This is a genomic window from Sorangium sp. So ce302 (assembly GCF_051530145.1).
In the GTDB taxonomy this organism is placed as follows: Bacteria; Myxococcota_A; Polyangia; order Polyangiales; family Polyangiaceae; genus Sorangium; species Sorangium cellulosum_B.
In genome coordinates, this window is the sequence record NZ_CP150326.1 from 1956564 (window position 1) to 1981680 (window position 25117).

Genomic DNA, 25117 nt, shown 5'->3' on the forward strand with positions numbered 1-25117 from the left:
TGCATGGCAACCCCGAACACCCACGGCTCGCTCCGCATCAAGCTGCTGCGCCTGATCCTGGGCGCGCTGCTGCTGCTCGGGGGCACCACGCTGCTTGCGAGCGGCGCGCTCATCTATTCGACGGATCGTGCGGTCCAGGCCAAGCGTGAGCAGGAGCTCCTGAGCGGTCTGGAAGAGAAGGCGCGCCTCCTCGGCTTCAACCAGGCGCTGGCCCTGCGCAGCCTGGTGGCGGACAACCTCTTCGGGGATGTCAAGGCGCTCATTCACCAGACCGTCTCGGAGAACAACGACATCGCCTACGGGTTGTTCTTCGACGCGGAGAACCGGGTCTGGGCGGCGAGCGGCCTGGCCCGGGTGCCCGCCTCGAAGGACGCGCCCAGTCCGGCGGCGCCGAACTTCACCGCGGCGGACCTGGAGTCCCTCGGGATCAGCACCGTGCACCCGTCCCGGCTCGCGCTGCGGCGGCGGCAGAACCCCCTGGGCGGGGAGGATGTCCTCGAGGTCGCGGCCCCGGTCATCTCGGAGGGGACCCACGCCGGGACCGTGATCTACGGCATCAGCACGAGGAGCGTCGTCGAGCGCATGGTCCAGGCCCGGGACCTCGCCGCGAACCGGCTCGTGACCACGCTCGGCCTGATCGTGGCGCTGATCCTCGGCAGCGGGGCGGCCAGCTATTTCCTCGTCAAGCGGGTCGCGGTCCACATCACCGAGCCGCTGCTCGCGTTGCGCACGGCGGCGGGGGCCATCGCCACCGGGCTCCGCTCGAGCGCGCCGCCGACCGAATCGCCCATCGTGGATCGGAAGAAGTGGGAGCGCGTGCAGATCACGAGCGGCGATGAGCTCGAGCTGCTCGGAGCGGCCTTCAACAGCATGGTCGAGGCGAACGAGCAGGCGTTCGAGGAGCTGCGCGTGAAGACCGAGCAGGCGCTCGAGGCGTCCCGGATGAAGAGCGAGTTCCTCGCCAACATGAGCCACGAGATCCGGACGCCGATGAACGGGATCCTCGGGGTCATCCGGCTCATGCAGAACCAGTCGCTCGACGGCAAGATGCGGCGTTACGTGGAGACCGTCGACGCCTCCGCCAACACGTTGATGTCGATCATCAACGACGTGCTCGACTTCTCGAAGCTCGAGGCCGGCAAGTACGTGGCGCAGCACGTCTCCTACGATCTGCGCCTCGTGATCCAGGAGGTCGCGGAGCTGATGGCGAGCCAGGCGCACGAGAAGGGCCTCGAGCTCGTGTACCGCGTCGAGCGCCGCGTCCCCACGGGCATCGTGGGCGATCCCGACCGGTTCCGCCAGGTGCTCACCAACCTGGTCGGCAACGCGATCAAGTTCACCGATCGCGGAGAGGTGCTGATCGACGCCTCGATCTCTCAGCAGGCTCAGCAGGACAAGGCCACGGCGCTCATCAAGCTCGCCGTGGTGGACACCGGCCCCGGCATTGCGCCCGACGACCAGAAGAAGCTCTTCGCCGCCTTCTCGCAGGTGGACGGCTCGCTGGTCCGCAAGCACGGCGGCACGGGCCTCGGGCTCGCGATCAGCAAGCGCCTCGTCGAGGTCATGGGCGGCGAGGTCGGCCTCGACAGCACGCCGGGGCAGGGCAGCCGGTTCTGGTTCACGATCAGGGTCGGCGTCACGGCCGGAGGCGAGCAGATCCGCTCCGCCGAGTGGGCGAGCGGGCGCCGCGCGCTCGTGGTGGAGAACAGCAGGAGCTGGCGCGACGTCGTGGTGGAGCACCTGGTGGCCTGGGGCTTCGACGCCGAGTCCGCGGCCTCCGGGAGGGACGCGATCAACCGGCTCGAGCTCGCGGTGCTGGAGAAGCGGCCGTTCAGCGCCGCCGTCGTCGGTGTCCAGATGGACGACCTCGGCCTCGAGGAGTTCCTCAGGACCATCCAGTCGGTCCCGGCGCTGAAGACGTTGCCCGTGGTGGCGCTCTATCACATGGGATCGAGCGTGACGTTGAGCGGGATGGACTCCAGCATGGTCACGCAGCTCCCCAAGCCGCTCCGCGTCTCCGAGCTGTACAACACGCTGCAGAGCGCGCTCACGGGCGCCTCGACCCCGCCGCCTAGCAAGCCCGGCGTGGAGCCGGGTAAGATCGCGAGCAAGCTCCCCGTGCTGGTCGTCGATGACAACGAGATCAACCGCTACGTGGCGATGGAGCAGGTCGAGCAGCTGGGTCTGCGCGTGGAGACCGCGTGCAACGGCCAGGAAGCCCTCGAGTGCGTCAAGCGAAATCGGTATGTCGCCGTGCTCATGGATTGCCAGATGCCCGTGATGGACGGGTACACCGCCACCCAGGAGATCCGCGCCTGGGAGCGCTCGAGGAATCGCCACACGGTGATCATCGCGCTGACGGCGCACGCGCTCGTCGGCGAGCGGGACCGGGTGCTCGCGGCGGGTATGGACGATTATCTGGCCAAGCCGGTACGCCCTCAATCTCTGCAGAAGACCTTGTGGCGGCACGTGGTCCTGAGCCGGGACGAGCCTGGGTCGTCGCCGTCTCCCTCCGGCCCCGAACTGGAGGCGGCGCGCGCGCCGGTGCTCGACCCGGAGGTCCCGCGCTCGCGGAAGCTGATCGAGCTCGTCCTCAAGAACGTGCCGGCGCAGCTCGACGGCCTGGAGGCGGTCATCCGGAGCGCCGTGGCCGCAGAGATCAAGGCGAACGCTCACAAGCTGAAGGGCAGCATGCTCTCGATCGGCGCGGCGCGCGTCGCGGAGCTGGCGGAGAAGATGCAGCTCGCCGCGGGTCAAGGCGAGCTGCCGCAGGCGGGCGACCTCGCGCGGCTACGTGACGAGTTCGACTCCGTGAGCGCTGCGCTGAAGGAGGAGCTCGCCGCGACCGCCAAGGCGACGTGACGATCGCGCCGAATCGACGATGGACGAATGTCTGGAGCCCACTGAACCCGCATGATGCTTGCCTCACTCGAAACCCGGTGGATGGTTGCGCTGGTGATCGCTTCGATCCCCGGTCTCGCATGGGCCCAGCCGACGACCGCGACGGCGCCGGGAGCGCCGAAGGCGGTGGGGGGTGAGCGCCGGAACGACGCGCTCGAGGACGTCGACCTGCTCCGGCTGCTCGACGTCGAGGTGTCCACTGCCACCAAGACGCTGGAGACCCTCGACGACGCGCCCGCCATCATGACGGCGATCACCGCGGAAGAGATCCAGCGCTGGGGATACACGAGCGTCGGCGAGGTGCTGGAGCACGTCGTCGGGTTCTATCTCATCGACGACCACATCCTGCCGAACGCCGGCGTGCAGGGGATGACGGGCGGGCTGGGGGCCGAGAGCGGCGGGATCAAGGTGATGATCAACGGGCGATCGGCGGCGTTCCGGACCACCAGCGGCAACTGGCTGGGCACGGAGCTGATCCCGCTGTCGGCCATCAAGCAGATCGAGATCGTCCGTGGTCCGGCGTCGGCGCTCTATGGCGCCGATGCGTTCCTCGGGGTCGTCAACATCATCACCCTCGATCCGGAGGACATTCCCTTCGTCGACGGCACGGTGCAGGTCGGCGTGACGAAGGACCACCCGCGCGGCCGTTTCGACCTCGTGGGCGGCATGTTCACCGACCGCTTCGAGATGATGCTGACGGCCGCGGGGGAGCTCGATGATCGAAGCGGCCTGGAGATGCCCACCCAGTCCCCGGCTCCCGTCATCCCGCCCTACAACGCGGGGCGCCTGGACGCCCAGAACCTCGAGCGCATGTCGGGGGTCGTCGGGGCGCGGCTCGGGTATCGCCATCCCGAGCGTGGGCACCACCTCGTGCTCAGCGCGTACTGGTCAGGCCTCCGGCGCGGCGGGGATTTTGCGCAATGGGCACAGCTCACCGGCGGGACGGACGACGAGGGGAACCGTGCCGGCACGGTGATCAGCCTCCAGCAGCGCCGCGTGGCGGTCGACGGGCTCTTCCAGCTGAACCGGGAGCTCGCGTTCGCGGTGCAGGGGATGTACTTCCAGGGTGGCGTCCTGCCGGACGACCGCATCGACGTCGCCGGCGGCTGGTACTACATCGAGCGGCGCATGGCGTATCGCGGCGTGGACGCGAGCGTCGAGGCCCGGTGGATGCCGTGGGACCGATTCAACCTGATATTGAATCTGGAGTCCGTCTACGACAAGGAGGACCTGCCGTCCTTCCGTCGGGTCACCAAGGAAACGAAGCAGTCCTTCGGCTCGCCGGAGCGGGAGCAGCAATCGGCCGAGCTGGTCGACATCGGGGCGCTCCTTAGCGCCAACCTCAAGGTGCTCGATCCGTGGCTGAAGGTCACGGGCGGGCTCCGCTACGATCACCACAGCAAGTATGGCAATCAGCTGACCGGTCGGTTCGGGGCGACCTCGCACCTGGGAAAGACGGTCGTGGCCAAGCTGCTGTACGGCAGCGCCTTCAAGGCGCCGTCCCCGTATTTGCTCTTCGCCGAGCCCCTCGTGCCGGGAGACGTGATCGGGAACGAGCGCCTGTCGCCTCAGCTCATCCACACCGTGGACGCGGAGCTGACGTGGAGGCCTGCTGTCTGGGCCTCGGCGAGCACGGGGGTGTCGTACAGCCTCTTGAACGACAAGGCTGAGTTCGTCCCGCGGGGCATCAACCAGACGGCCCTGAACATCGCCAGCCAGAAGTCCTTGATCTGGGCGACCCGCGCCGAGCTGCGCCACGGCGACGCCTTCGGGGGCTACGGGTCGTTCGAGACCGTGCACTCCACCCGGGACTCCGGCCAGGTGGGGTACCAGGCGGATCTGGTCGGCTCGTCGATGGTCGCCTACCCGAGCTGGATCGCCCGCGCCGGCGCCTATGTGAAGCTGCCGTCGCCGAGCTCCGTGCCGCTGGAGCTCTCGACGCAAGGGATCCTCGTCGGGCCCCGGCAGTCCGCGGAGGCGAGCACCCTCGAGGCCGGCGGCGCGTTCGAGCTGCCCACGTACCTCAGGTGGAACGCCAGCCTGGTCGCGCGCAACCTGTGGATCATCCCGGGGCACGAGACGACCCTGGCCGTGCGCGCCAAGAACATCCTCGGCACCTTCGGCCCGGATCCCGGGTTCTCTGGCTTCGAGTACCCGCTCGCGCCGCGCGAGATCTTCTTCGAGCTACGACACCGTTACTGAGCTGCACCGCTCTGGAGCGACGGTCACCCGCTTCGGATACGGGCCCACCTCGGCGTTTTCGGTGCTCAGCGCACCGGAGTGCGCTTGCGCGCCGAAAACGCCGATCTGGGCCCGTCTCCTGTGCGGGAGACCGCCGCTCTGCTGCCGCTCTGCTGCCGCTCTGCTCTGGATGGCGCAGAGGGGGGCGGAAACCGCTCTAGATCATTGCTGGATCACACACCTGGCGTCAAAGTGATCGCCATCGACGAACTTGTCGCCTTTGATGGTCCACTTTTGCATGATGTGATTCTGGCTCGCCCCGTAGGTGTCGAACTCGTATTCGGCGGCCGCCCCGATGTAGCGGAGCGGGGTCCCCGCGCGGAGCTTGGCCATCGCGGCGTTCAGATCCCACCACAAGGCCACATCGTTCTTGGGGTCGTTGAGCTCGAGGATCTTCTGCCGCAGCTCATTCCCGGACGTGATGATCTGCCCGGTGGTGGCGTACCCGTACACGAGGCCCATCGCGATGAGGACGACGCCGTCGTAATAGAAGTGCGCTGCGGGGAACGGCACCTCGTCGTTCCACCGGCGGGAGAAGTGATAGGTGAAGGCGTCGGCGTTCCAGTGCGTGCAGCTGAGCGCCTCCCCGGTTGGGTCGTTGGGGTTGGGGCTGCACTCGCTCCGCAGGCTGAGCGAGGGCGAGACCCCATAGGAGTTCTCATCGAGGGTGCCTTGAGGGATGTTGGCGAGGAACACCTCGGTGTGCAATGCAGGGCCGAGGAGCCACCTGCCCGGACGCCCGTGGACGGTCCATTCGGTCACGATGGTCGAGGCGGCGGCGGGATAGGCGGCCAGCAGCGTGCGGCCGGCCATCCGTTCTGGGTTGAAGGCGGCTTTGATCTTGTCCTTGTACGTCTGTGCGCCCGGCTTGAACGTCACCGAGGGGAGGATCCTGCCCTGGAGCGCCGCGAAATGGGTCGTGAACTCGGTGCTGACGGCGGTGTTGTAGTCGTCCCGCGCGGAGAGGCTATTGGCAGTGCGGACACCCTCGCTAACGATGTATTTCGCGAGCGCGCAGCCGATGCCGAACGGGGAAGGGGCGAGCCTCACCCTGCCGCCGTCGTCCTCATGGCGCGCGATGGAGGGCGCGGCATAGCTCGGCAGCATGTGGAGAAGGTTCTCCTTCTTCACCTCGATCGCGATGTCGCGGGCGAGCTCGTTCTCTTCGGGTCCTACCAGGTAGCGGACATCATCCGTGTAGATCAGCGAGAGCAGCTGGTCGAGCCCGCGCTCCGGGCTCGAATGGCTGTCTCGGCTCACGATGTCGAACGGCCTCCCTTCGAGCCCGCCCGCGGCGTTCAGGTCTTCGACCGCGAGCAACATGGCTTGCTCGAGGTTGCGCCCGACGGCCGACTCGCTCCCGGAGAAGGGGAGGAGGGCCCCAATTTTGATGGCGTTCTCGGGCTCATCGGGCTCCTCGGGCGCCATCGACGAGCAGGACGCCGAGAGCAGGGACGCGAGTCCCACAATCAGCCCGGTCTCCATACAGCGCGCGCGTCGCCTGCGAGCACCCAGCCACGCGCCGGCTCGATGGAGGCAGTCCCGAACGGTAGGCATCCCAGTGTACATGGTTGTCCTTCTCGACGATGACATCGCATTGAGGGCGGAGCTGTCAAGGGCCGTGGGTGCGATGCGCACCACAAGGTTCGCTGTTTGCGTTTTGCGATCGATGCCCGTCGAACGCCGCTGTCGGGCCGTGGTGAGAGCGTGACCGAGAGAGAGGGACCCCGGGTGGGGCCCCGGCCCCGGCCCCGGCCGCGGCGTCGTGCCGTGGGCGGCGCCCAGGTTGCGCCCCCGCTCGGATTGTGATGGACGCCCGCCGCTGCTCCGCGAAACCTTTGCGGACCGCCCGTGTCCAAGGAGACGTGATGCCCTCCAACCTTCGCTCGCACTTCGCCTTCAACGCCCTCGCCGCCGCGCTCGGGCTCTCCCTCGCGGCCTGCGCCGGGGCGCCTCCGCCCGCGCCGAACGCGCCGGTTTCGCCGCGCGACGGCCGCCCGGCGACCCCGCCGCCGGCGCCGCTCCCGGAGGAAGAGGCCTTCGCCGTCCACGGCACGCTCAAGGACGAGTGGCTCCCGATCCTGAAGCCGGCGCCCTTCGACCCGAAGACCGCGCTGGTCCCCCCGGCGCCGGCCGGCGTGCCCGCCGCGCCGCGCGCCTGCGAGGCGTTCGTGCGGCGCGCCGCCGTCGCGCCAGCCCAGCCCTGCGGCGACGCGCAGGGCGCGATCGAGGCGCTCGACGCCGCGCTCGCCGAGGACGACGCGGCGAAGCGCGACGCGCGGCTCGCGGGCGTCGAGGCGTGCGCGGGCCTCGAGGCGGGCCTCGCGCGCGCGCTCCGGGCCGAGCTCGCGCCCATCACCTGCGGCGACGCCATCGCCGCGCCGCTCCTCGAAGCGCCGCCCGGCGCGCTCCGGGGCGACCTCTACCAGGTGCTGCTCGGCCTGACGCTCTCCGCCCGGCTCGCGCGCACCGCGACCGAGCCGCCCACGCTGCGGCCGCCCTACGATGTCCAGCGCGTCCTCGCGTTCACCAAGGGGCCGCTCTTCGCGTGGGTGACGGAGCAGGCCCGGGCGATCGAGGATCTCGGGCGGCGCGGCGTCGAGCTTCCGTTCTACGCGAAGGGCATCGTCGCCGTGGAGTCCGGGCGGGCCGACATGCGGCTCGTCGAGGCGGTCCGGTCCGCGCCGCTGCCGGACGCCATGCGGAAGGACGCGGAGCTCGCGAACGTCTACTACGGCGAGCTCGATCAGCTGCTCGATCCCTGGAAGGCCCGCGGCCGTGACGCCGCGCTCGTCGGTCTGCGCGAGCTCTCGTCGGTCGGCGTCCTCCGCGACGCCCGCGTCGACGGCGCGCGCGAGATGCTCTCCCGCCTCTACGGCGGCCGGCGCGTCGACGCGCTGGACGCGCTGGAGCTGCCGCCGCTCGCGGCGGGCAGCCCCCCCTCGTCGGCCGTCGAGCGGCTCGCCGCCCGGCTGCCGACGTACTACGCGGGCCGCCTGATCGCGCCCGAGGCGGCGGCGCGGCCCGAGCTCCTGCGCGTCCTGCTCGGCCGGGGCGTCCCGCTCCAGCACCGCGCGGCGCTGCGCACCGCGCAGCTCTCGCCCGAGTCGAGGCTCCTCTATGCGAGGGCGCGGCTCGAGCTCGGCCGACTTTACTGGCGGGCCGTGGACTTCGATCAGGCGACAGCGCTGCTCGCGGCGTGGCCCAAGGACACGCCGCGCGCCGCCGAGGCGACGGCGCTGCTCGCGGTCGCGCTCGGCCTGCGCAACGGCCCCGAGGACGCGGCGCTCATGATGCGGCGGGCGCCGCTCGCGGGGCTCGGCCTGGGCGACATCGCCGCGCTCGACTGGGTGGCCCGCGCGAAGCCCGCCTCGGCGTACGCGGGCATCGCGGCGTACGACGCGGCGCTCATCAAGCAGATCGCCGCCCCGCAGGGCGCGGAGGCGAGCTACTGGTCCGACGTGGCGGCGCGCTTCCGCGAGGCGCAGGCGCTCCTGACGGGGCCGCTGTCGAAGTCGGCGGAGGAGAGGGCGCGGGCGGCCGACGAGATCGCGCGGGCGGCGCGGTAGGGGCGGCGCGCGCTGGGTGGCGCGTCGGATCGCCGAGATCGGCTCCTTGCGAGCCCGCGCCGCCGGTGCCGGCCGCCCTACCCGAGGCGTTGGCGCTGCCAGCGATCTACGGATCGATGATCCAAGGACCGCCCGCGCCGCCGGCGCCGCCCGCGCCGTCGTTGGCGCCGGCGCCGCCGCCCGCGCCGCCGGTAGCCCCGTCGCCGCCCGCGCCGCCGGTAGCCCCGGCACCGCCGGCTCCCGCGCCGCCGCCGCCCTCCTCGTTACCGGGGATGGAGCCGTTGCCCGCGCCGCCGGCGCCGTTTCCGGGATCCACGTACGGGCCAGGGTCGATCACGCCGCCGCCGATCGCGGCCAGATCGTAGATGAGGTCGGTATCGAAATAGACACCGATTGGCCTGTAAGCGATGCCAGAGCCCACGACGACGGTCTCTGCTGCATTGTTCTCCCAGTTCCAGCCGACGGTGCTGACGATATCCCAGGTGTATTGCTGGTAGACCGGATAGGCCGAGACCCGCGCGAGCGCGGCCGTGGGCACGAACAGGACCGAGGTCGCGTCGAGCGCGACGGTCGCGCTCACGTTGAACCCGACGGCCTTGGAGATCTGCTCGTTCGACGGCACGCAATCGTCCAGCGGGCCCGGTGTGGGCTGGGCGCCCGGGGACGTGTCGCCGCCCGACGTGGCCGAGGAAGGCTGAGGACCCCAGGTGCCGCCGCCCGGCATGCCTGGCGCGGGCTGATAGCTCCAGGTGCCGCCGCTGCCCGGCATTCCCGTCGAGGGCTGAGGGCCCCAGGTGCCGCTCGGCATTCCCGGCGCCGGCTGAGGGCCCCAGGTGTCACCGCCGCCCGGCATGCCCGGGAAGGGCTGGAAGACCCCGAACGGGTCGTCTTCCGAGAGTGCCGGGAAGGGCCAGAGGTTGTTGAGCGCGCGGCTGCCCGTCGTGCGCGCCGCTGGCTCGGGATTCGTGGGGGTGATGGTGTGCACCACGCTCACCGACGGCGTGACGCTCGCCGACACGGAGACGCTGAGGGTCCGCGGGCCGAACCCCTCCGCCACGCGGAGCAGGTGGGCGGCATCCTCCCAGTGGAACGTGTCCGGTAGAACGAGGACGTTCGTGATCGTCTGACCGAAACACAGGGCCTGCCGGGCCTCGCCGACCCCGGCTCGTACGCCGCTGTCCGCGCGCTCGGGCACCTCGGACGCCTCGCGCGGGCTCACGCAAGTGATGGATGGAACGAGCAGCATCGCCGTGCCGAGCACGCGCTTCACGTCAGGAACGAACATGTTCACTCCCCTGGGTTGCAATCAACGCAGCGAAGAGACGAAGCCGAGCCGGCGTGCAGAGCGCCGAGGAGCCGATGGTCTCCCTCGGCCTCACGAAACCATCGCGCAAACGCGGCGAGCACCCTGGATCCAGGGGCGCGACCAGCTCGATGTACATCGAATGCATCTCCAGCGATCATGGATGCAAGAAGCGGGGATTGGCCGTGCGGGCGCGCAGGTGGCGCCGTGCCCAGGTCCGGCGCAAAGCACGGTGGATGCGTCACCGCCCGGACTGCCTGCCCCTGAGAACCATACCGGAACATGCTCGGTTGCTTGTGTGACCTCGCAGAGCACCTGGCACTACTGCGCGAAGTCGCCCCGGATCAGCAGAAAAAAACGCGATGGCGCCAAGGCCGCCAGGAGGCGAGGGGAAGGGCTGTTCCTGCATTTCACTCCTATTCCCCTGGTTCCTTGGCGTCATGGCGGTTCGCCTCCCGCCCCGACTTCCCGCAGTAGCGCTAGTTGCCTTCGAGCGGTCCGGGGATGTTCCGACCCGGCGCGAGGAGCTGGCTGCCGTTCATCAGCCACACGGCCATCAGGTCCTGTTCGGCCTTGCCCCATAGCACGTCCGCCATGCCATCGAAGTTGAAATCGGCAGCGCCCGACGCGGGCACCCACCCGTCGCCGATCGGTCCGGGGATGTTCGGACCCGGCGCAAGCAGCTGGCTGTCGTTCATCAGCCACACGGCCATCAGGTTCTGTGCGGCGTTATGCCACAGCACGTCCGCCATGCCGTCGAAGTTGAAGTCGAGCGCCGTGATGGTGACCCATCCGTCGCCGATCGGTCCGGGGATGTTCGGACCGGCGGCGAGCAGCTCGGTGCCGTTCATCAGCCATACAGCCATCAGGTTCTGTCCGGCATTGTTCCAGAGTATGTCCGCCATACCGTCGGAGTTGAAGTCGGCCGTTGTCGAGGCCATCCATCCGTCTCCGATCGGTCCGGGGATGTTCGGACCCGGCGCGAGCAGCTGGGTGCCGTTCATCAGCCACACGGTCGCCAGATTCTGTCGGGGGTTGTTCAAGACCACGTCATTCATCCCGTCAAAGTTGAAGTCGGCAGCGCTCGTCACGGCCACCCACCTGCCGCCGAGCGGTCCGGGGATGACCGGCCCCGGTGCAAAAAGCTGGCTGCCGTTCATCAGCCATATGGCCGCCAGGTTCTGTGGGCTGTTGTACCAGAACACGTCCGCCATGCCGTCGTGGTCGAAATCACCAGCCGAAATCGCCTCCCATCCGTCTCCGATCGGCCCGGGGATGCTCGGACCCGGCGCCAGGAGCTGGCTGTCGTTCATCAGCCACACGGCCATCAGGTTCCGTCCGGCATTGTTCCAGAGCACGTCCGCCATGCCGTCGCGGTTGAAATCGGCCGGGTAGGCGGTCTTCCACCTGTCGCCGTCCAACCGCTGCGCCGCCACGCCGGGCGATGGACTCTGGCCTTCGGAACGCAGACCATTCGCTTCGCGCGCGGCGCCGTCGGCGCAGGCAAACATGGCGCATATTGCAGGAATCGTGCTCATGAGATTCGCCGCCATGACGAGTCGCATACCCCTACTTTCCTCTTGCCTTCGTGCACAGGCTCCAGGCCGTCGATGCTTGCCAGAATAGCCGATGCGCGAAGGCGCGCGCGGGTCAATGCCGCCGCTCGTTCTGGACGCGCGACTGCGGCAGTCCGGCGCGGCTCTTCTGGAGGTAGCAGATCTCGACGAGCGTCGGCCACAGCTCGAGCGAGCCCTTGAACTGGCTGATCACGTCGTCGACGATGCGCACGAGGTTCTGCTGAAAGAAATCGGGCTCGAAGCCGTAAAAGGTCTTCTCGAGGGTCACGGCGAAGGTGCGCAGGGCGTCGGCGCGCTCGTGGTTCACCGTCGTGGCTGCCGCGCGCAGCACCCGCGCATGTAGCGCGGTGATCCGCCCGAGGATCCGGTCGCAGTCCTCCGCGGTCACCTCGCCGCCGTAGTCGAAGCCGATGCTGAGGTCCTCGATCTTCGAGAGGGTCGACTTGATCTTCAGCTTGAGGAGGTTCGACACCTCCTCGTTGAACACCTCGGCGGCGAGCGGGCTCCGCATGTAGTTGTTCTTGACGTGCGTCTGGGCGGCGTCGACGTGGGCGGCGGCCACGGTTGGTCTCGAGGTCCATGGCGCTGTCGCGGAGCAGCTCTCCGCGCACGTGGTTCGACGGGACGTCCGTGACGCGCTTGCCCAGCACGTCGAGGAACGCAGCCAGGATATCGAACGATTTCCGGGTGAAGCCGCCGCCGTTCGCCCTGATGAGCTTGCCCCGGCAGATCTCATCCTTCTCCAGGGACTCCGGGCTGTCCTCGACCAGCGCGTAGGGGCGCATGTCGTCGTCGGCGCTCAGCATGCGGCTGCCCAGCGTGTACATCAGGGTGTAGTTGCGGTTCCCGCCGTAGCTCGGCCGGAACAGGTTCCTGACGAGCGGCTCGAGCTTGCGGTCACGGAGCCTCTGGTTCAGGTATGCGATGAACGCCTCCTTCTCGCGCGGGCCGACGTAGTAGAGGTCGTTGTAGGTCGCGGTCTCCTCGAGCAGCGAGTAGTACTTCTGCTGGTTGTGGATGTTCGAGTCGTCGAAGACGATCATCGCGATCGCATGTCCATTGCGCCAGAAGTGCTCGTCGTAAAGGTGGATGGTCTCGCCCACGTCGCGCAGCCGGTACGTGGGGATGACGAAGAGTGGTGGCCTGTTCTGCATGACGGGCGCAAAGCTAGGCCCGCCGGCGTCAAGGAGCCGTCAAGAGGCGGTCGGGCACCGTCAAGAGATCGTCAACCCGCTCGCAGGCGCGGGGGAAGGCCGAGCGGCCGGATCCCGCCGTCTTGATACTTTCTTGACGAGGGGCCCCCTCGGTTTGACGGTCCCTTGACCCGCGCGGGACTACGTTCTGTCCCGCTCGGTCGGCGCGGGCGCCGCGGGGTCTGCGGCGTCCGATGGCCCCCGATGAGGTCGCCATGGACATGGTCTACCTGGGACTGACAGTCACCTGTTTCTTGCTGTTTGCAGGGCTCATCCAGCTCTGTGAAAGGGTCTGAGCGCCATGACCGCGTTCACCTGGATCTCGGGCACACTCGCCCTGGGGCTCCTGTTTTACCTGATCTTCGCCCTCCTCGAGCCGGAGCGCCTGTCATGACCGCCAGCGGCGCGCTTCAACCAGCGCTCTACCTCGCCGTCCTCATCGGCCTCTCCGTCCCGCTCGGCACGTACATGGCGCGGGTCTACCAGGGCGAGCGCGGCCTCATGGCCAGCGTCCTCGGGCCGCTCGAGCGGCTCGTCTACCGCGCCGCGGGCGTGCGCCCCGATCAGGAGATGCGCTGGAAGGACTACGCCTTCGCGGTGCTCGCGTTCAACCTGGCCGGGCTCCTCGTCCTCTATGCCCTCCAGCGGCTCCAGGGCGTCCTGCCGCTGAACCCCGAGGGCATGGCGGCCGTCCCGCCCGATCTCGCGTTCAACACCGCAGCGAGCTTCGCCTCCAACACGAACTGGCAGGCGTACGGCGGCGAGTCGACGCTCAGCTACCTGACGCAGATGGCCGGGCTCGGGGTGCAGAACTTCGTGTCCGCCGCGACCGGTATGGCCGTGCTCGTCGCGCTGATCCGCGGGATCACGCGGAAGACGGCGGACACCGTCGGGAGCTTCTGGCTCGATCTCGTCCGGAGCACCCTTTACATCCTCCTGCCGCTCTCGCTCGTGTTCACCGTCCTCCTCGTGTCCCAGGGGGTCGTGCAGGGCTTCGGCGGGTACCAGAGCGCGTCGCTGCTCCAGGCCGTCAAGGACCAGGGCGGCGGCGCGGTCGTCGAGCAGGTGATCCCGATGGGGCCAGCGGCCTCGCAGATCGCGATCAAGCAGCTCGGGACCAACGGCGGCGGGTTCTTCAGCGTGAACTCGGCGCACCCGTTCGAGAACCCCACGGCCCTCTCGAACTTCCTCGAGATGCTCGCGATCCTGCTCATCCCCGCCGCGCTGTGCCACACGTTCGGCCGGATGGTCGGCGACAGGCGGCAGGGCTGGGCCGTCCTCGCCGCGATGACGGCCATCTTCGCTGTCCTCCTCGTCGTATGCGTCGCCTCGGAGCAGGCGGGCAACCCTGCGCTCTCCGCCCTGGGCGTCGATCAGGCGGCGAGCGCGCTCCAGGCCGGCGGCAACATGGAAGGGAAGGAGGCGCGCTTCGGCATCACGAGCTCCGCCCTCTGGGCGACCGCCACCACGGCGGCATCGAACGGCTCCGTCAACGCGATGCACGACTCCTTCACGCCCCTCGGCGGGCTCGTACCCCTCTGGCTCATACAGCTCGGCGAGGTGGTCTTCGGCGGGGTCGGCTCGGGCCTCTACGGCATGCTGATGTTCGTCGTCATCGCCGTCTTCGTCGCCGGCCTGATGGTCGGCCGCACACCGGAATACCTCGGCAAGAAGATCGAGGCGTTCGAGATGAAGATGGCGTCCCTTGTCGTGCTCTTTCCGGCGATCACGGTCCTCGTCGGCACCGCGATCGCCGTGATGACCGAGGGAGGGCAGAAGGGCGTCTTCAACCCGGGGCCGCACGGGTTCAGCGAGGTGCTCTATGCGTTCTCGTCCGGCGCGAACAACAACGGCAGCGCCTTCGGCGGCCTCGGCGCGAACAGCCCCTTCTACAACACCGCCATCGGCGTCGCGATGCTCGTCGGCCGCTACGCGGTGATCGTCCCCGTGCTCGCGCTGGCGGGCTCGCTCGCGAGGAAGAAGCTCGTGCCGGCCGGCCCGGGCACGCTGCCCACGCACACGCCGCTGTTCGTCGGGCTCCTGACGGGCACCGTGCTGCTCGTCGGAGCGCTCACGTTCGTCCCCGCGCTCGCGCTGGGCCCGGTCGTCGAGCACCTGGAGATGACGCGATGACCATGAACCTTCACACCTCCGGACAGGCGATCGCCAGGGCCAAGCCCGGCGCCCCCGCGCCCCCGCCCCCCGAGCTGTCGCCGCCGCCGAGGCCGCGCCACCCGTCCCGCGACGTGGAGGGGAAGAAGACCGCGGCGAGGCCGCTCTTCGACCCGGCGATCGTCAAGCCGGCGATCGTCGCGGCGTTCCGCAAGCTCGACCCGCGCCACCAGGTGCGCAACCCGGTGATGTTCGTGGTCCTCGCCGGGAGCGCGCTCACCACGGCCCTGTTCGTGCACGCGCTCGTCGGGGAGGGCGAGGAGCCGCCGGGGTTCATCCTCGCCATCTCCCTCTGGCTCTGGTTCACCGTGCTCTTCGCGAACTTCGCGGAGGCCGTGGCCGAGGGGCGCGGCAAGGCGCAGGCCGACACGCTCCGCAAGGCGCGGCGCGACGTCGAGGCCGTGAAGCTCGCCCGCCCGGAGCGCGACGCGGAGCGGGTCGCCGTGTCCGCGTCGAGCCTCCGGAAGGGAGACCTCGTGCTCGTGGAGGCGGGCGCGATCATCCCCGGCGACGGCGATATCGTCGTCGGCGTCGCGTCGGTCGACGAGAGCGCCGTCACCGGCGAGAGCGCCCCGGTGGTGCGGGAGAGCGGCGGCGACCGGAGCGCCGTCACGGGCGGGACGCGCGTCCTGTCCGACTGGCTCATCCTCCGCATCTCCGCCAACCCCGGCGAGGCGTTCCTCGACCGGATGATCTCGATGGTCGAAGGGGCGAAGCGGAAGAAGACGCCGAACGAGATCGCGCTCGACATCCTGCTCGCCGCGCTCACCATCGTGTTCCTCCTCGCGACCGTGACGCTGCTGCCGTACTCGGTCTTCGGCGTCCGGGCAGCAGGGCAGGGGACCCCGATCAGCATCACCGTGCTCACGGCGCTGCTCGTGTGCCTGATCCCGACGACGATCGGCGGGCTGCTCTCGGCGATCGGCATCGCCGGGATGGACCGCATGATCCAGGCGAACGTCATCGCCATGTCGGGCCGCGCCGTCGAGGCCGCCGGCGACGTGGACGTGCTGCTGCTCGACAAGACCGGCACGATCACGCTCGGCAACCGGCAGGCGACGGAGCTCATCCCGACGGACGGGGTCGAGGCCAGGGCGCTCGCCGACGCCGCGCAGCTCGCGTCGCTCGCCGACGAGACCCCCGAAGGGCGCAGCGTCGTCGTGCTCGCGAAGGAGAAGTACGGCCTGCGCGAGCGCGATCTCTCGACCCTCGGCGCCCGCTTCGTCCCCTTCACCGCGCAGACCCGGATGAGCGGCGTCGACAGCGGCGCGCGCGAGATCCGGAAGGGCGCCTTCGACGCGATCGAGGCCTACGTCAAGGAGAAGGGCGGCGCGGTCCCGGCCGCGGTGCGCGCGGTGACGGAGGCCATCGCCCGGAAGGGCGGCACGCCGCTCGTGGTCGCCGAGGGCGGCGAGGTGCTGGGCGTCATCCACCTCAAGGACATCGTGAAGGGCGGCATCCACGAGCGCTTCGGCGATCTCCGGCGCATGGGGATCAAGACGGTGATGATCACGGGCGACAACCCGCTCACCGCCGCGGCCATCGCCGCCGAGGCCGGCGTCGACGACTTCCTGGCGCAGGCCACGCCCGAGGCGAAGCTGAAGATGATCCGCGATTACCAGGCGGGCGGTCGGCTCGTCGCCATGACCGGCGACGGGACGAACGACGCCCCCGCGCTGGCGCAGGCGGACGTCGCGGTCGCCATGAACACCGGCACGCAGGCAGCGAAGGAGGCCGGGAACATGGTCGACCTCGACTCGAACCCGACCAAGCTCATCGAGATCGTCGAGATCGGCAAGCAGCTCCTGATGACGCGGGGCGCGCTCACGACCTTCAGCCTGGCGAACGACGTCGCGAAGTACTTCGCCATCATCCCGGCGGCCTTCGTCTCGACGTACCCTGCGCTCGGGCGGCTCAACGTGATGGGGCTCGCCACGCCGCGGAGCGCCGTGCTCTCCGCGGTGATCTTCAACGCGCTCGTCATCGTCGCGCTCATCCCGCTCGCGCTCCGGGGCATCCGCTACCGGTCCGTCGGCGCGGAGCGGATGCTCCGCAGGAACCTGCTCGTCTACGGCCTCGGCGGGCTCGTCGTGCCGTTCGTGGGGATCAAAGGGATCGATCTGCTCCTGTCCGCCCTCGGCCTCGTCTGAGGTCCCAAGGAAAGAACACCATGCTCGCGCACCTGCGACCCGCCCTCGTCCTCCTCCTCGTCCTCACCGGCCTCACGGGGTTCGCCTACCCGCTGCTCTCGACCGCCATCGCGCAGGCCGCGTTCCCCCATCAGGCGAACGGCAGCCTCGTGCTCCAGGGCGGCCGCGTGGTCGGATCGAGCCTGCTCGGCCAGCCGTTCCACGACCCGCGCTACTTCTGGGGCCGCCCCTCGGCGACGAGCCCTGTCCCCTACGCGGGGCAGGCCTCTGCCGGGAGCAACCTCGGGCCCACGAACCCTGCCCTGACCGAGGCGGTCGAGGCCAGGATCGAGGCGCTCCGCGCCGCGGATCCCGAGGCCACCGCGCCGGTGCCGGTCGACCTGGTGACCGCCTCCGGCAGCGGCCTCGATCCGCACATCAGCCCCGCGGCGGCGGAGTACCAGGTGCGGCGCGTGGCGCGCGCGCGGAACCTGGCAGAGGACGACGTGCGCCGCCTCGTCGCGCGGTACACGGAGGGGCGCCTGCTCGGGCTCCTCGGCGAGCCCCACGTGAACGTGCTCCTCCTGAACCTCGCCCTCGACGGCGCCCGCTGAGGAGAGCGCGAGGTGGTGGACGCAAGCGACGATCGGCCGGATCCCGAGGCGCTGCTCGCCGTGGCCCGAGAGGAGGAGGAGCGCGGGAAGAAGGGCAAGCTCAAGATCTTCTTCGGCGCCGCGCCCGGCGTCGGCAAGACGTACGCGATGCTGGAGGCGGCGCGGTCGCTCCGCGAGGAAGCGGTCGACGTCGTCGTCGGCTGGGTCGAGACGCACGGCCGCGCCGAGACGGAGGCGCTCCTCGACGAGCCCCCGCCGCTGCCGCGCCTGCCGGCGATCGAGGTCGAGCACCGCGGCAGGACGCTGCGCGATTTCGACCTCGAGGCCGCGCTGAAGCGCCGGCCGAAGCTCCTCGTCGTCGACGAGCTCGCGCACACGAACGCGCCGGGGCTCAGGCACCCGAAGCGCTGGCAGGACGTCATGGACCTGCTCGACGCCGGGATCGACGTCCACACCACCCTCAACGTCCAGCACATCGAGAGCCTGAACGACGTGGTGGCGCAGGTGACCGGCGTCGTGGTCCGGGAGACGGTGCCCGACTCGATGATCGAGCGCGCCGACGAGCTCGAGCTCATCGACCTTCCCCCGGACGACCTCCTCGAGCGGCTGCGCGAGGGCAAGGTCTACCTCTCGGAGCAGATCGAGCGCGCGGCGACGAACTTCTTCCGCAAGGGCAACCTCATCGCCCTGCGCGAGCTCGCCCTGCGGCGCACCGCCGAGCGCGTCGACGATCAGATGCGCGGCTACATGCGCGCCCACGGGATCCAGAAGACGTGGGCCGTCGCCGAGCGGATCGTCGTCTGCGTCGGCCCGAGCCCCATGTCGGCGCGGCTCATCCGGGCGACGCGGCGGATGGCCGGCGGCCTGAAGGCGGAGTGGCACGCGGTCTATGTGCAGACGCCGGCCCAGGCGCGGCTGTCCGAGGCCGATCGCGAGCGGGTCGACCGGAACCTCGCGCTCGCCGAGCGCCTCGGCGCCACCGCGGTCCAGCTCCACGGCGCGGAGGTCGCCGGGGTGGTGCTGCGGTACGCCAGGCAGCACAACGTCAGCAAGATCGTCGTCGGCAAGCCGACCCACCCCCGCTGGAAGGATCTCATCTACGGCTCGCTGCTCGACGATCTCGTGCGGCAGAGCGGCGACATCGACGTCCACGTCATCCAGGGGGTGGCGGAGGCGGCGAAGCCGGAGCCCGGGCCGCCGGAGCGGCGCGGGCTCCGGCCGCTGGCCTACGCCTGGGGCGCGTGCGCGGCGGTGATCTGCACGCTGGTCTCGTGGCTCATGCACCCGTTCTCCGACCTGGCGAACCTGATCATGGTGTACCTGCTCGGGGTCGTCTTCGTCGCGAGCCGCTTCGGCGCCGGGCCCTCGGTGCTCGCGTCGGTGCTCGGCGTCGCCGCCTTCGATTTCTTCTTCGTAAGGCCGTACCTGACCTTCGCGGTCAGCGACCTCCGCTACCTCCTCACGTTCGCCATCATGCTGGGCGTGGGCCTCGTCATCGCCAGCCTCACCGCGCGCATCCGCGGCCAGGCCGAGAGCGCCAGCGAGCGCGAGCAGCGCACCGCGGCGCTCTACGCGATGAGCCGGGAGCTGGCCGCCCTGCGCGGGATCGACAAGCTCAGCCTGGCTGCCGCGCGCCATGTGCGCGAGGTCTTCGAGGCCGACGCCGTCGTCCTCCTGCCCGGCGCCGACGGCCGCCTCGCCGTCCGGGCGGGCACGGCCGAGGATCTGGTCGCGGGGGAGCAGGAGCGGGCGGTCGCGGAGTGGGCGTATGCGCGCGGCAAGGCCGCGGGCGCTGGCACCGACACCCTCCCGAGCGCGGGCGCGATGCACCTGCCGCTCCAGGGCTCCTCCGGGCCGATCGGCGTCCTCAGCGTCCGCGCGAGCCGACCGTGGCCGTTCCTCGACCTGAGCCGGCGCGAGCTGCTCGGCGCCTTCGCCACGCAGACGGCGCTCGCGCTGGAGCGCGCCCTGCTCGCGAGGCAGGCCCAGCGCGCCCGGCTGAAGGCGCAGGCGGAGGAGCTCCGCAACGCCCTCCTGAGCTCCGTCTCGCACGATCTGCGCACGCCGCTCGCCACCATCACCGGCGCGGCGGGGGCGCTGCTCGATGACGGCAACGACGGGGCGGCGCTCGACCCGGCCGCTCGCCGCGATCTGACGCAGACGGTGCTGGAGGAGGCGCAGCGGCTCGAGCGCCTCGTGCGCAACCTGCTGGACATGACGCGGCTCGAGTCCGGGGCGCTCGCGGTCAAGAAGGAGTGGCTGCCGCTGGAGGAGGTCGTCGGGGCTGCGCTGAACCGGGTCGAGGAGCACCTTCAAGGCCGGGAGGTCTCGATCGAGCTCGACCGTGCGATGGATCTCGTCCCGATGGATGGTGTGCTGATCGAGCAGGTGCTCATCAACCTGCTCGAGAATGCGCTCAAGTACTCGCCCGCCGGCAGCCCGATCGGGATCCGGGGGTTCACCGAGGGGAACGTGGCCACGCTGGAGATCAAGGATCGCGGTCCGGGCCTCCCGCCCGGCGAGGAGGAGACCCTCTTCGAGAAGTTCTACCGGGGGCGTGGCCACACGCAGCGGGGCATCGGCCTCGGCCTCACGATCTGCCGTGGCATCGTGACCGCGCACGGCGGGCGGATCGCGGCGGAGAACCGGCCTCACGGGGGCGCGACCTTCCGCGTGACGCTGCCCATCGAGGGCCGCCCGCCGAACCTCGCGAGCCCGGAGCTGCCGGCGGCGGCGGGCGCTTGATAACGTGGCTGGGCGAATGTCGGACGCGTCCCCCCTCGTGCTGCTGATCGAGGACGAGCCGCAGATGCGCCGGTTCCTCCGCGCGATGCTGGCGGCCCGCGGCTACCGGCTCGTGGAGGCGGAGACGGGCAGCGACGGGATCGCCCAGGCGACGACGCGCAATCCGGATCTCGTGCTCCTCGATCTGGGGCTCCCGGACATGGACGGCCTGGAGGTGACCCGGCGGCTCCGGGAGTGGAGCGCCGTCCCCATCATCGTGCTGTCGGCCCGCGGTCAGGAGCAGGACAAGATCGACGCGCTGGACGGCGGCGCCGACGATTACCTGACCAAGCCCTTCAGCGCCGGTGAGCTCCTGGCGCGGCTGCGCGTGGCCCTGCGCCACGCCGCCAGCGCGGCGCGCGGGGCGGCGGCGGAGGGCCATTGCTTCGCGGTCCATGACGTCGAGGTCGATCTCGCGCGCCGGGTCGTGCTGCGGGCGGGCGAGGAGATCCACCTGACGCCCATCGAGTACAAGCTGCTCACGACGCTGATCCGACATGCAGGCAAGGTCCTCACCCATCGCCAGCTCCTCGGCGAGGTGTGGGGGCCTGCGTATGCGGGCCAGACGCATTACCTGCGCGTCTACATGGCGCAGCTCCGGCACAAGCTGGAGCGCGATCCGGCGCGCCCGTCGATCCTGATCACGGAGCCAGGCGTGGGCTACCGGCTCAAGAGCCCTTGAGTCGATCCTGGCATGAAGGGGCATAGGGGTTAACCACGCTTCCCGCAGCGTCCTCCTACATCCGAACGTTTACGTGGTCGTGGTCGTGGTCGTCAACGATAGGCCGTGAACGTCCACGACCACGATCACGTAAACGTTCACGTTGGTGACCGATGGGGGCGGGGTTCGTGCCCTGAACGTGACCGAACGATCTTGGTTAACGCCTATGCCCCTCTCCCCTTGGCGTCCTTGGCGGGTTGGCGGTTTTTTCTGCTGATCCGGGGCAACTTCCCGCAGTAGAGCTAGGGCACCGATCACGTTGGAGTCCCGATGAAATCAACAGAAGGCAAGAGAAACCGCAAGGGGCGCAAGGGGCGCAAGGGGAAGGCAAGAAAATATCTCGTCTCTGGTCCCTTGCGCCCCTTGCGGTTCGTCTCTCTCCCGTATTCCTGGCCCTTGGAGCTTGTTTCCCGGCAGATCGGTCGGGCCTCGCAACCCATTGAATTTAGGCACCTTTCAGCCCGCTTGTCGCTCTGGCCCGCATGCGCGATTGCAGCCTGTTTGACGGCTCTTCTGTGCGATGGCCGCAGAGCGCCGACGGACAGCGCAGCACCAGCTGTGATGCCACGGCGTGAGCGCACAGCGCTCATTCGCGCCGTGCGCGCGCTCGCTTCACCTGCTTGCGGACCTTCGGATGCTGTTGGCTGGCCTCCACGATGACCCGGCCAACGACGTCGACCGCGAGATCGAAAGCCCGCTCCGCGAGGCGCTGGAACCAGAGCCCGAACGGCGAGTCGATCGGCCGGTACAGCCCCAGGTCGCCGGGCTCCCCGCCGGCTCCCAGCAAGCCCTCTTTCTCACCGGATCCAGCTTCCACTGTGATCGGCAGAATGCCTCCTTTGCCCGCTGACTCGCGTGGGTCAGCAGCAGGCAGTCCCCTTGGCATCGGACCGTGGCTCTCCCATCGCAGCCCCGAACGCAGCGATGTCCGAGTCTGCCACTTCGGCCTCCTCCTCGGTCGTGCTCGCAACACAGCTCGCGGACAAGACGACAATGGCGATACCGATGAGCTTCGCGCCACGCATAGACCCCCCTGTTCGACCGCTCGCTCCACCTGGAGCCAGGGGAGCTCAGCGGTAGCCGCAGGTCGCACAGGGCATCGCGTGCTGATGTGGGCGGAATCATGGCGCTGAAGCACGCGACCCGCTTCGCGCGGTACGGCACCTAGCGGTCGTTCGCGCTGCAAAGTCCACTCAGTGGAGTGGGGTGTCCGGGATGCGCCGCGCGAGTGTCCGGAACGCGGGTGGCGCCGATGTGGTTCCGGATATCACCGCCGAGCCAGGCAGGGGCGACCGCAGCCGGTGCGCCGAGGGCAGCGGAGCTAGCCAGGGACGACCGCGGCGGACCGGGGCGCCTCCCACCGCGGGCGGGCGTGGCCTCCAACCCCGCGCACCGGGAGGCGCGTTTTACAAACAGCCCCGGAAAGCTCCGCGCAATTTCAGAATATGAGCACACTTCTTTTCCCCTCCGAAGGCTCCTCCCGCGACCACACATGGAATTCCGTTCATGCTGCCGCGGTTGAAACTCTCCCCCGGGCGCTTCGCCTCCTGGGGGTCGCCGAGCCCGACATCGACGACGTCTTGCAAGAGGTCCTGCTCGCCGCGTACGAGAGCCTGGATCGGTTCGACCCCGCCTGGTCCCCGCCGGAGCGCGAGGCCGGGGCCGCCGGCGATCCGCTGCGCCGGGAGGGCCGGCGCCAGCACAGCAGCCCCGAGGCCCGCTGGGTGTTCGGGATCGCGTGGCGGAAGGTCAGCCACCACCTGGACCGCGCCTACCGCCGCCGCGAGGTGCCGGACGGCCTGCGTCCGGCGTCGCGCTACCAGGCCATCGATCCCGCGCCGCTCAGCGAGGAGCGCATCGCGGAGCAAGAGCGGCTGGAGGTCGCGAGGGAGGTGCTCTCGACGATCGCGCCCGAACGGCGGGTCCTCCTGGTCCTTCACGAGGCCTACGAGGTGCCGCTCGTCGACATCGCGCGCGAGCTCGGCCTCAACTACAACACCGCCAGCAACCGGCTGCGCCTTGCCCGCGAGGACTACCGTGCCGCCGTCAAGCGGCTGCGCCCGGAGCGGCGACAGGCGCTGCGCGCCTGCTGGCTCGTGTTTCCCCTGGCGTCCGACTTCCTTGTGCGCGACGACGGCGCGAGCGCCGCCGCACCGCCGGCCGGCGTGCCGCACGCGCCTGCCGGCCCGGGCCTGCGATCGTGGCTCGCCCGGCTCGGCCGCACCCTCGGCGCCGCTGCGGCGGGCGGCGCCGGGACCGCGGCCGTGCTGCTCGCCCTCGCCCCGCCGCGGCCCCTCTGGGCTCGCCGCTTCGACGCGGCGCTGGCCTATGAGCTCCCCGCGACCGGCGCCGGCCTTGCAGCACCCCCGCCACAGCCATCGCAGCAAACCCCGGAACCGCGGCCGGCGGCGCCGGCGGCCGACGCGCCCGCGCGCCCGTGCCCGGCCGCGCCGCGGGCGGCGCCGCCGGCGGGCGCGCGGGAGGACGCCTTCGTGGAGGAGCGCCGGCTGCTCGCGGCGGCGCAAGAGCGCCTCTCCACGGGCGATCCCGCCGGGGCGCTCCGGCAGCTCGCCGCGCACGAGGCGCGGTTCCCCGCAGGCCGGCTGAAGTCCGTGCGAGAGCAGCTTCGCACGGCGGCCCGGGCGCGCCTCGCCCATCCGGCGCCGGGCGCGCCAGCAAGAGAGCCGGCGCGATGAGCCGGTCCAGGGCGAGACCGAGAGCGGGGCTCGGCGCGCGACCGGCCCGCGGCCTCTGCGCCACCGGACCGCTCCGGGGCGCGGGGCGCTCGGCGCGCACGGGGCGCTCGGCGCGCTTCGCCGTGGCGGCGGCCACCGTCCTGCTCGGCGCCGGGGACGCCCGCGCCGCGCCGGACGCGCCACGCGCGGCGATGCGGATCGAGGTCGTGCGAGGCCCGGGCACCGAGAGCTGCCCCGGCGACGCGTTCCTGCGCGCGGAGGTGGCGCGCCGGCTCGGCGCCGACCCGTTCCAGGACGACGCGCCGCAGGTGCTCACGGTCCGCATCGCGCAGGAGGGGCCGGAGCTCACCGCCTTGCTGGCGCTGCGCGACGGCGCGGGCGATACCCGGTGGGCTGACGGGTTCGGCACCCGGAGCGGCTGCGAGGAGCTGCTCTCCGGCGTGGCCCTGGCGATCGTGGCGCGCGTCGTGAGCGCGCCGGAGCCGGCATCCCCGCCGCCCGAGCCCTCCTCGCCGCCGCCCGAGCCCTCGCCGCCGGAGCCCTCCTCGCCGCCCGCGGCGTCGCCCCCGCAAGCGCAGCGTGCCGCGCCGGAGCCACCTCGGCCGGCCGAGCCGTCGCAGGCGTCGTCTCGGCCGGAGACGGCGCCGGCTCCGTCGGAGCGGCTGCGGCTCGAAGCGGGGCTCGGGGCGACCCTGGGCCTGGGGATCACGCCGGGAGCCGCGGTCGGGATGACGCTCTCCTTCGGTGTTCGCCGGCACGACTGGTCGATGGCGGTGGAGGGACGCGGGCTCGTGTCCCTGGCGCAGGAGGTGGAAGCGGTACCCGTCCGCACCAGGGCATTCACGGCGGCTGCACTGGCCTGTCGTCGCGGCCAAACCCTGTTCGGTTGCGGGGTCGCCTCCATCGGCGTGGTCCGGTTCGTCCCTCGGGCGCCGTGGACCATCAGCTCACCCGGCCAGCCGATGCTCGGCGTCGGCCCGCGGTTCGGCGGCGCGTGGCCCTTGTCGGACAGGTGGTCCGCGCACGCTTACGCCGAAGCCGTCTGGATCGTCGCGGACGCGGTTCTTCGACGCCAGAAAGATGGAAGTGAACCGCCTTCACCCCTCACCTGGTCGTCACCCCCGGTCGGCGCTGCGCTCGGATTCGGTATCACGGCAATGTATTGAACGAGCTCGAATGACGCCGGGGACCTTCCGCATCCAACATGACAATTTTTA

The 25117-nt window shown here is 70.3% G+C and carries 15 protein-coding genes and 1 pseudogene; 11 read left to right on the forward strand and 5 right to left on the reverse strand.

The features are described from left to right. Positions 1-3: 3 nt before the first annotated feature. Together WME73_RS07530 and WME73_RS07535 are read left to right on the forward strand one after the other, a co-directional pair. Positions 4-2862 carry a response regulator gene (locus WME73_RS07530; RefSeq protein ID WP_437915246.1) on the forward strand — a complete coding sequence of 953 codons (2859 nt, stop codon included), beginning with the start codon at positions 4-6 and terminating at the stop codon, positions 2860-2862. A 93-nt stretch (positions 2863-2955) separates the two neighbouring features. Next, the gene (locus WME73_RS07535) at positions 2956-5103 is read left to right on the forward strand and encodes a TonB-dependent receptor plug domain-containing protein (protein ID WP_437869532.1); all 2148 of its coding nucleotides are present in this window, start codon (positions 2956-2958) and stop codon (positions 5101-5103) included. 201 nt (positions 5104-5304) lie between these two features. Here WME73_RS07535 and WME73_RS07540 read toward each other — a convergent pair whose 3' ends face one another. Next, the gene (locus tag WME73_RS07540; RefSeq protein ID WP_437915247.1) at positions 5305-6609 is read right to left on the reverse strand and encodes an ABC transporter substrate-binding protein; all 1305 of its coding nucleotides are present in this window, start codon (positions 6607-6609) and stop codon (positions 5305-5307) included. 401 nt (positions 6610-7010) lie between these two features. Here WME73_RS07540 and WME73_RS07545 point away from each other — a divergent pair, with 401 nt between their 5' ends. Beyond that, positions 7011-8711 carry a hypothetical protein gene (locus WME73_RS07545; protein WP_437744807.1) on the forward strand — a complete coding sequence of 567 codons (1701 nt, stop codon included), beginning with the start codon at positions 7011-7013 and terminating at the stop codon, positions 8709-8711. Positions 8712-8817: 106 nt separating this feature from the next. On the opposite strand, the gene WME73_RS07550 is transcribed toward WME73_RS07545, so the two are convergent. The 3 genes and pseudogenes from WME73_RS07550 to WME73_RS07560 form a co-directional block, all read right to left on the reverse strand. Further along, entirely contained in the window at positions 8818-9996 is a 1179-nt protein-coding gene (locus tag WME73_RS07550) for a hypothetical protein (protein WP_437915248.1), read from the reverse strand. A 497-nt stretch (positions 9997-10493) separates the two neighbouring features. Then, complete coding sequence (locus WME73_RS07555) at positions 10494-11567, reverse strand: FG-GAP repeat domain-containing protein (protein ID WP_437915249.1); 1074 nt, start codon at positions 11565-11567, stop codon at positions 10494-10496. Positions 11568-11664: 97 nt separating this feature from the next. Further along, a pseudogene (locus tag WME73_RS07560) lies at positions 11665-12745 on the reverse strand (hypothetical protein). 340 nt (positions 12746-13085) lie between these two features. Between WME73_RS07560 and kdpF the strand changes: the two are divergent. From kdpF to WME73_RS07590, 6 genes are read left to right on the forward strand one after another with little or no spacing between them, the layout of a single operon-like run. Next, on the forward strand, positions 13086-13178 hold the full coding sequence (kdpF, locus tag WME73_RS07565) for a K(+)-transporting ATPase subunit F (protein WP_437744810.1): 93 nt from the start codon (positions 13086-13088) through the stop codon (positions 13176-13178). Beyond that, entirely contained in the window at positions 13175-14917 is a 1743-nt protein-coding gene (gene kdpA, locus WME73_RS07570; RefSeq protein WP_437915250.1) for a potassium-transporting ATPase subunit KdpA, read from the forward strand. The genes kdpF and kdpA overlap by 4 nt, the downstream gene beginning before the upstream one ends. Beyond that, positions 14914-17106 (forward strand): potassium-transporting ATPase subunit KdpB, encoded by a 2193-nt coding sequence (gene kdpB / locus WME73_RS07575; protein WP_437744812.1) that lies wholly within the window; start codon positions 14914-14916, stop codon positions 17104-17106. The genes kdpA and kdpB overlap by 4 nt, the downstream gene beginning before the upstream one ends. A 20-nt stretch (positions 17107-17126) precedes the next feature. Then, positions 17127-17699, forward strand: coding sequence for a potassium-transporting ATPase subunit KdpC (kdpC, locus tag WME73_RS07580; protein ID WP_437744813.1), 573 nt, complete (start codon positions 17127-17129; stop codon positions 17697-17699). A 12-nt stretch (positions 17700-17711) separates the two neighbouring features. Beyond that, positions 17712-20444 (forward strand): DUF4118 domain-containing protein, encoded by a 2733-nt coding sequence (locus WME73_RS07585; protein ID WP_437915251.1) that lies wholly within the window; start codon positions 17712-17714, stop codon positions 20442-20444. 16 nt (positions 20445-20460) lie between these two features. Then, positions 20461-21165, forward strand: a complete 705-nt coding sequence (locus WME73_RS07590) for a response regulator (protein WP_437744815.1) — start codon at positions 20461-20463, stop codon at positions 21163-21165. A 625-nt stretch (positions 21166-21790) separates the two neighbouring features. Here the strand turns inward: WME73_RS07590 and WME73_RS07595 are convergent. Continuing rightward, a complete protein-coding gene (locus tag WME73_RS07595) occupies positions 21791-21991 on the reverse strand; it encodes a hypothetical protein (RefSeq protein ID WP_437915252.1) in 201 nt (66 codons plus the stop codon). A gap of 658 nt (positions 21992-22649) precedes the next feature. On the opposite strand from WME73_RS07595, the gene WME73_RS07600 reads away from it, so the two are divergent. Together WME73_RS07600 and WME73_RS07605 are read left to right on the forward strand one after the other, a co-directional pair. Further along, the gene (locus WME73_RS07600; protein WP_437915253.1) at positions 22650-23900 is read left to right on the forward strand and encodes an RNA polymerase sigma factor; all 1251 of its coding nucleotides are present in this window, start codon (positions 22650-22652) and stop codon (positions 23898-23900) included. Beyond that, positions 23897-25066, forward strand: coding sequence for a hypothetical protein (locus WME73_RS07605; protein ID WP_437915254.1), 1170 nt, complete (start codon positions 23897-23899; stop codon positions 25064-25066). The genes WME73_RS07600 and WME73_RS07605 overlap by 4 nt, the downstream gene beginning before the upstream one ends. Positions 25067-25117: the final 51 nt, after the last annotated feature.

Excerpts from the sequence above, each read along its gene's own strand:
- WME73_RS07530 (WP_437915246.1), top strand. The coding sequence starts at position 4 with ATGGCAACCCCGAACACCCACGGCTCGCTCCGCATCAAGCTGCTGCGC.
- WME73_RS07545 (WP_437744807.1), top strand. The coding sequence starts at position 7,011 with ATGCCCTCCAACCTTCGCTCGCACTTCGCCTTCAACGCCCTCGCCGCC.
- WME73_RS07550 (WP_437915248.1), bottom strand. The coding sequence starts at position 9,996 with ATGTTCGTTCCTGACGTGAAGCGCGTGCTCGGCACGGCGATGCTGCTC.
- WME73_RS07555 (WP_437915249.1), bottom strand. The coding sequence starts at position 11,567 with ATGGCGGCGAATCTCATGAGCACGATTCCTGCAATATGCGCCATGTTT.
- kdpF (WP_437744810.1), top strand. The coding sequence starts at position 13,086 with ATGACCGCGTTCACCTGGATCTCGGGCACACTCGCCCTGGGGCTCCTG.
- kdpA (WP_437915250.1), top strand. The coding sequence starts at position 13,175 with ATGACCGCCAGCGGCGCGCTTCAACCAGCGCTCTACCTCGCCGTCCTC.
- kdpB (WP_437744812.1), top strand. The coding sequence starts at position 14,914 with ATGACCATGAACCTTCACACCTCCGGACAGGCGATCGCCAGGGCCAAG.
- kdpC (WP_437744813.1), top strand. The coding sequence starts at position 17,127 with ATGCTCGCGCACCTGCGACCCGCCCTCGTCCTCCTCCTCGTCCTCACC.
- WME73_RS07590 (WP_437744815.1), top strand. The coding sequence starts at position 20,461 with ATGTCGGACGCGTCCCCCCTCGTGCTGCTGATCGAGGACGAGCCGCAG.
- WME73_RS07600 (WP_437915253.1), top strand. The coding sequence starts at position 22,650 with ATGAGCACACTTCTTTTCCCCTCCGAAGGCTCCTCCCGCGACCACACA.
- WME73_RS07605 (WP_437915254.1), top strand. The coding sequence starts at position 23,897 with ATGAGCCGGTCCAGGGCGAGACCGAGAGCGGGGCTCGGCGCGCGACCG.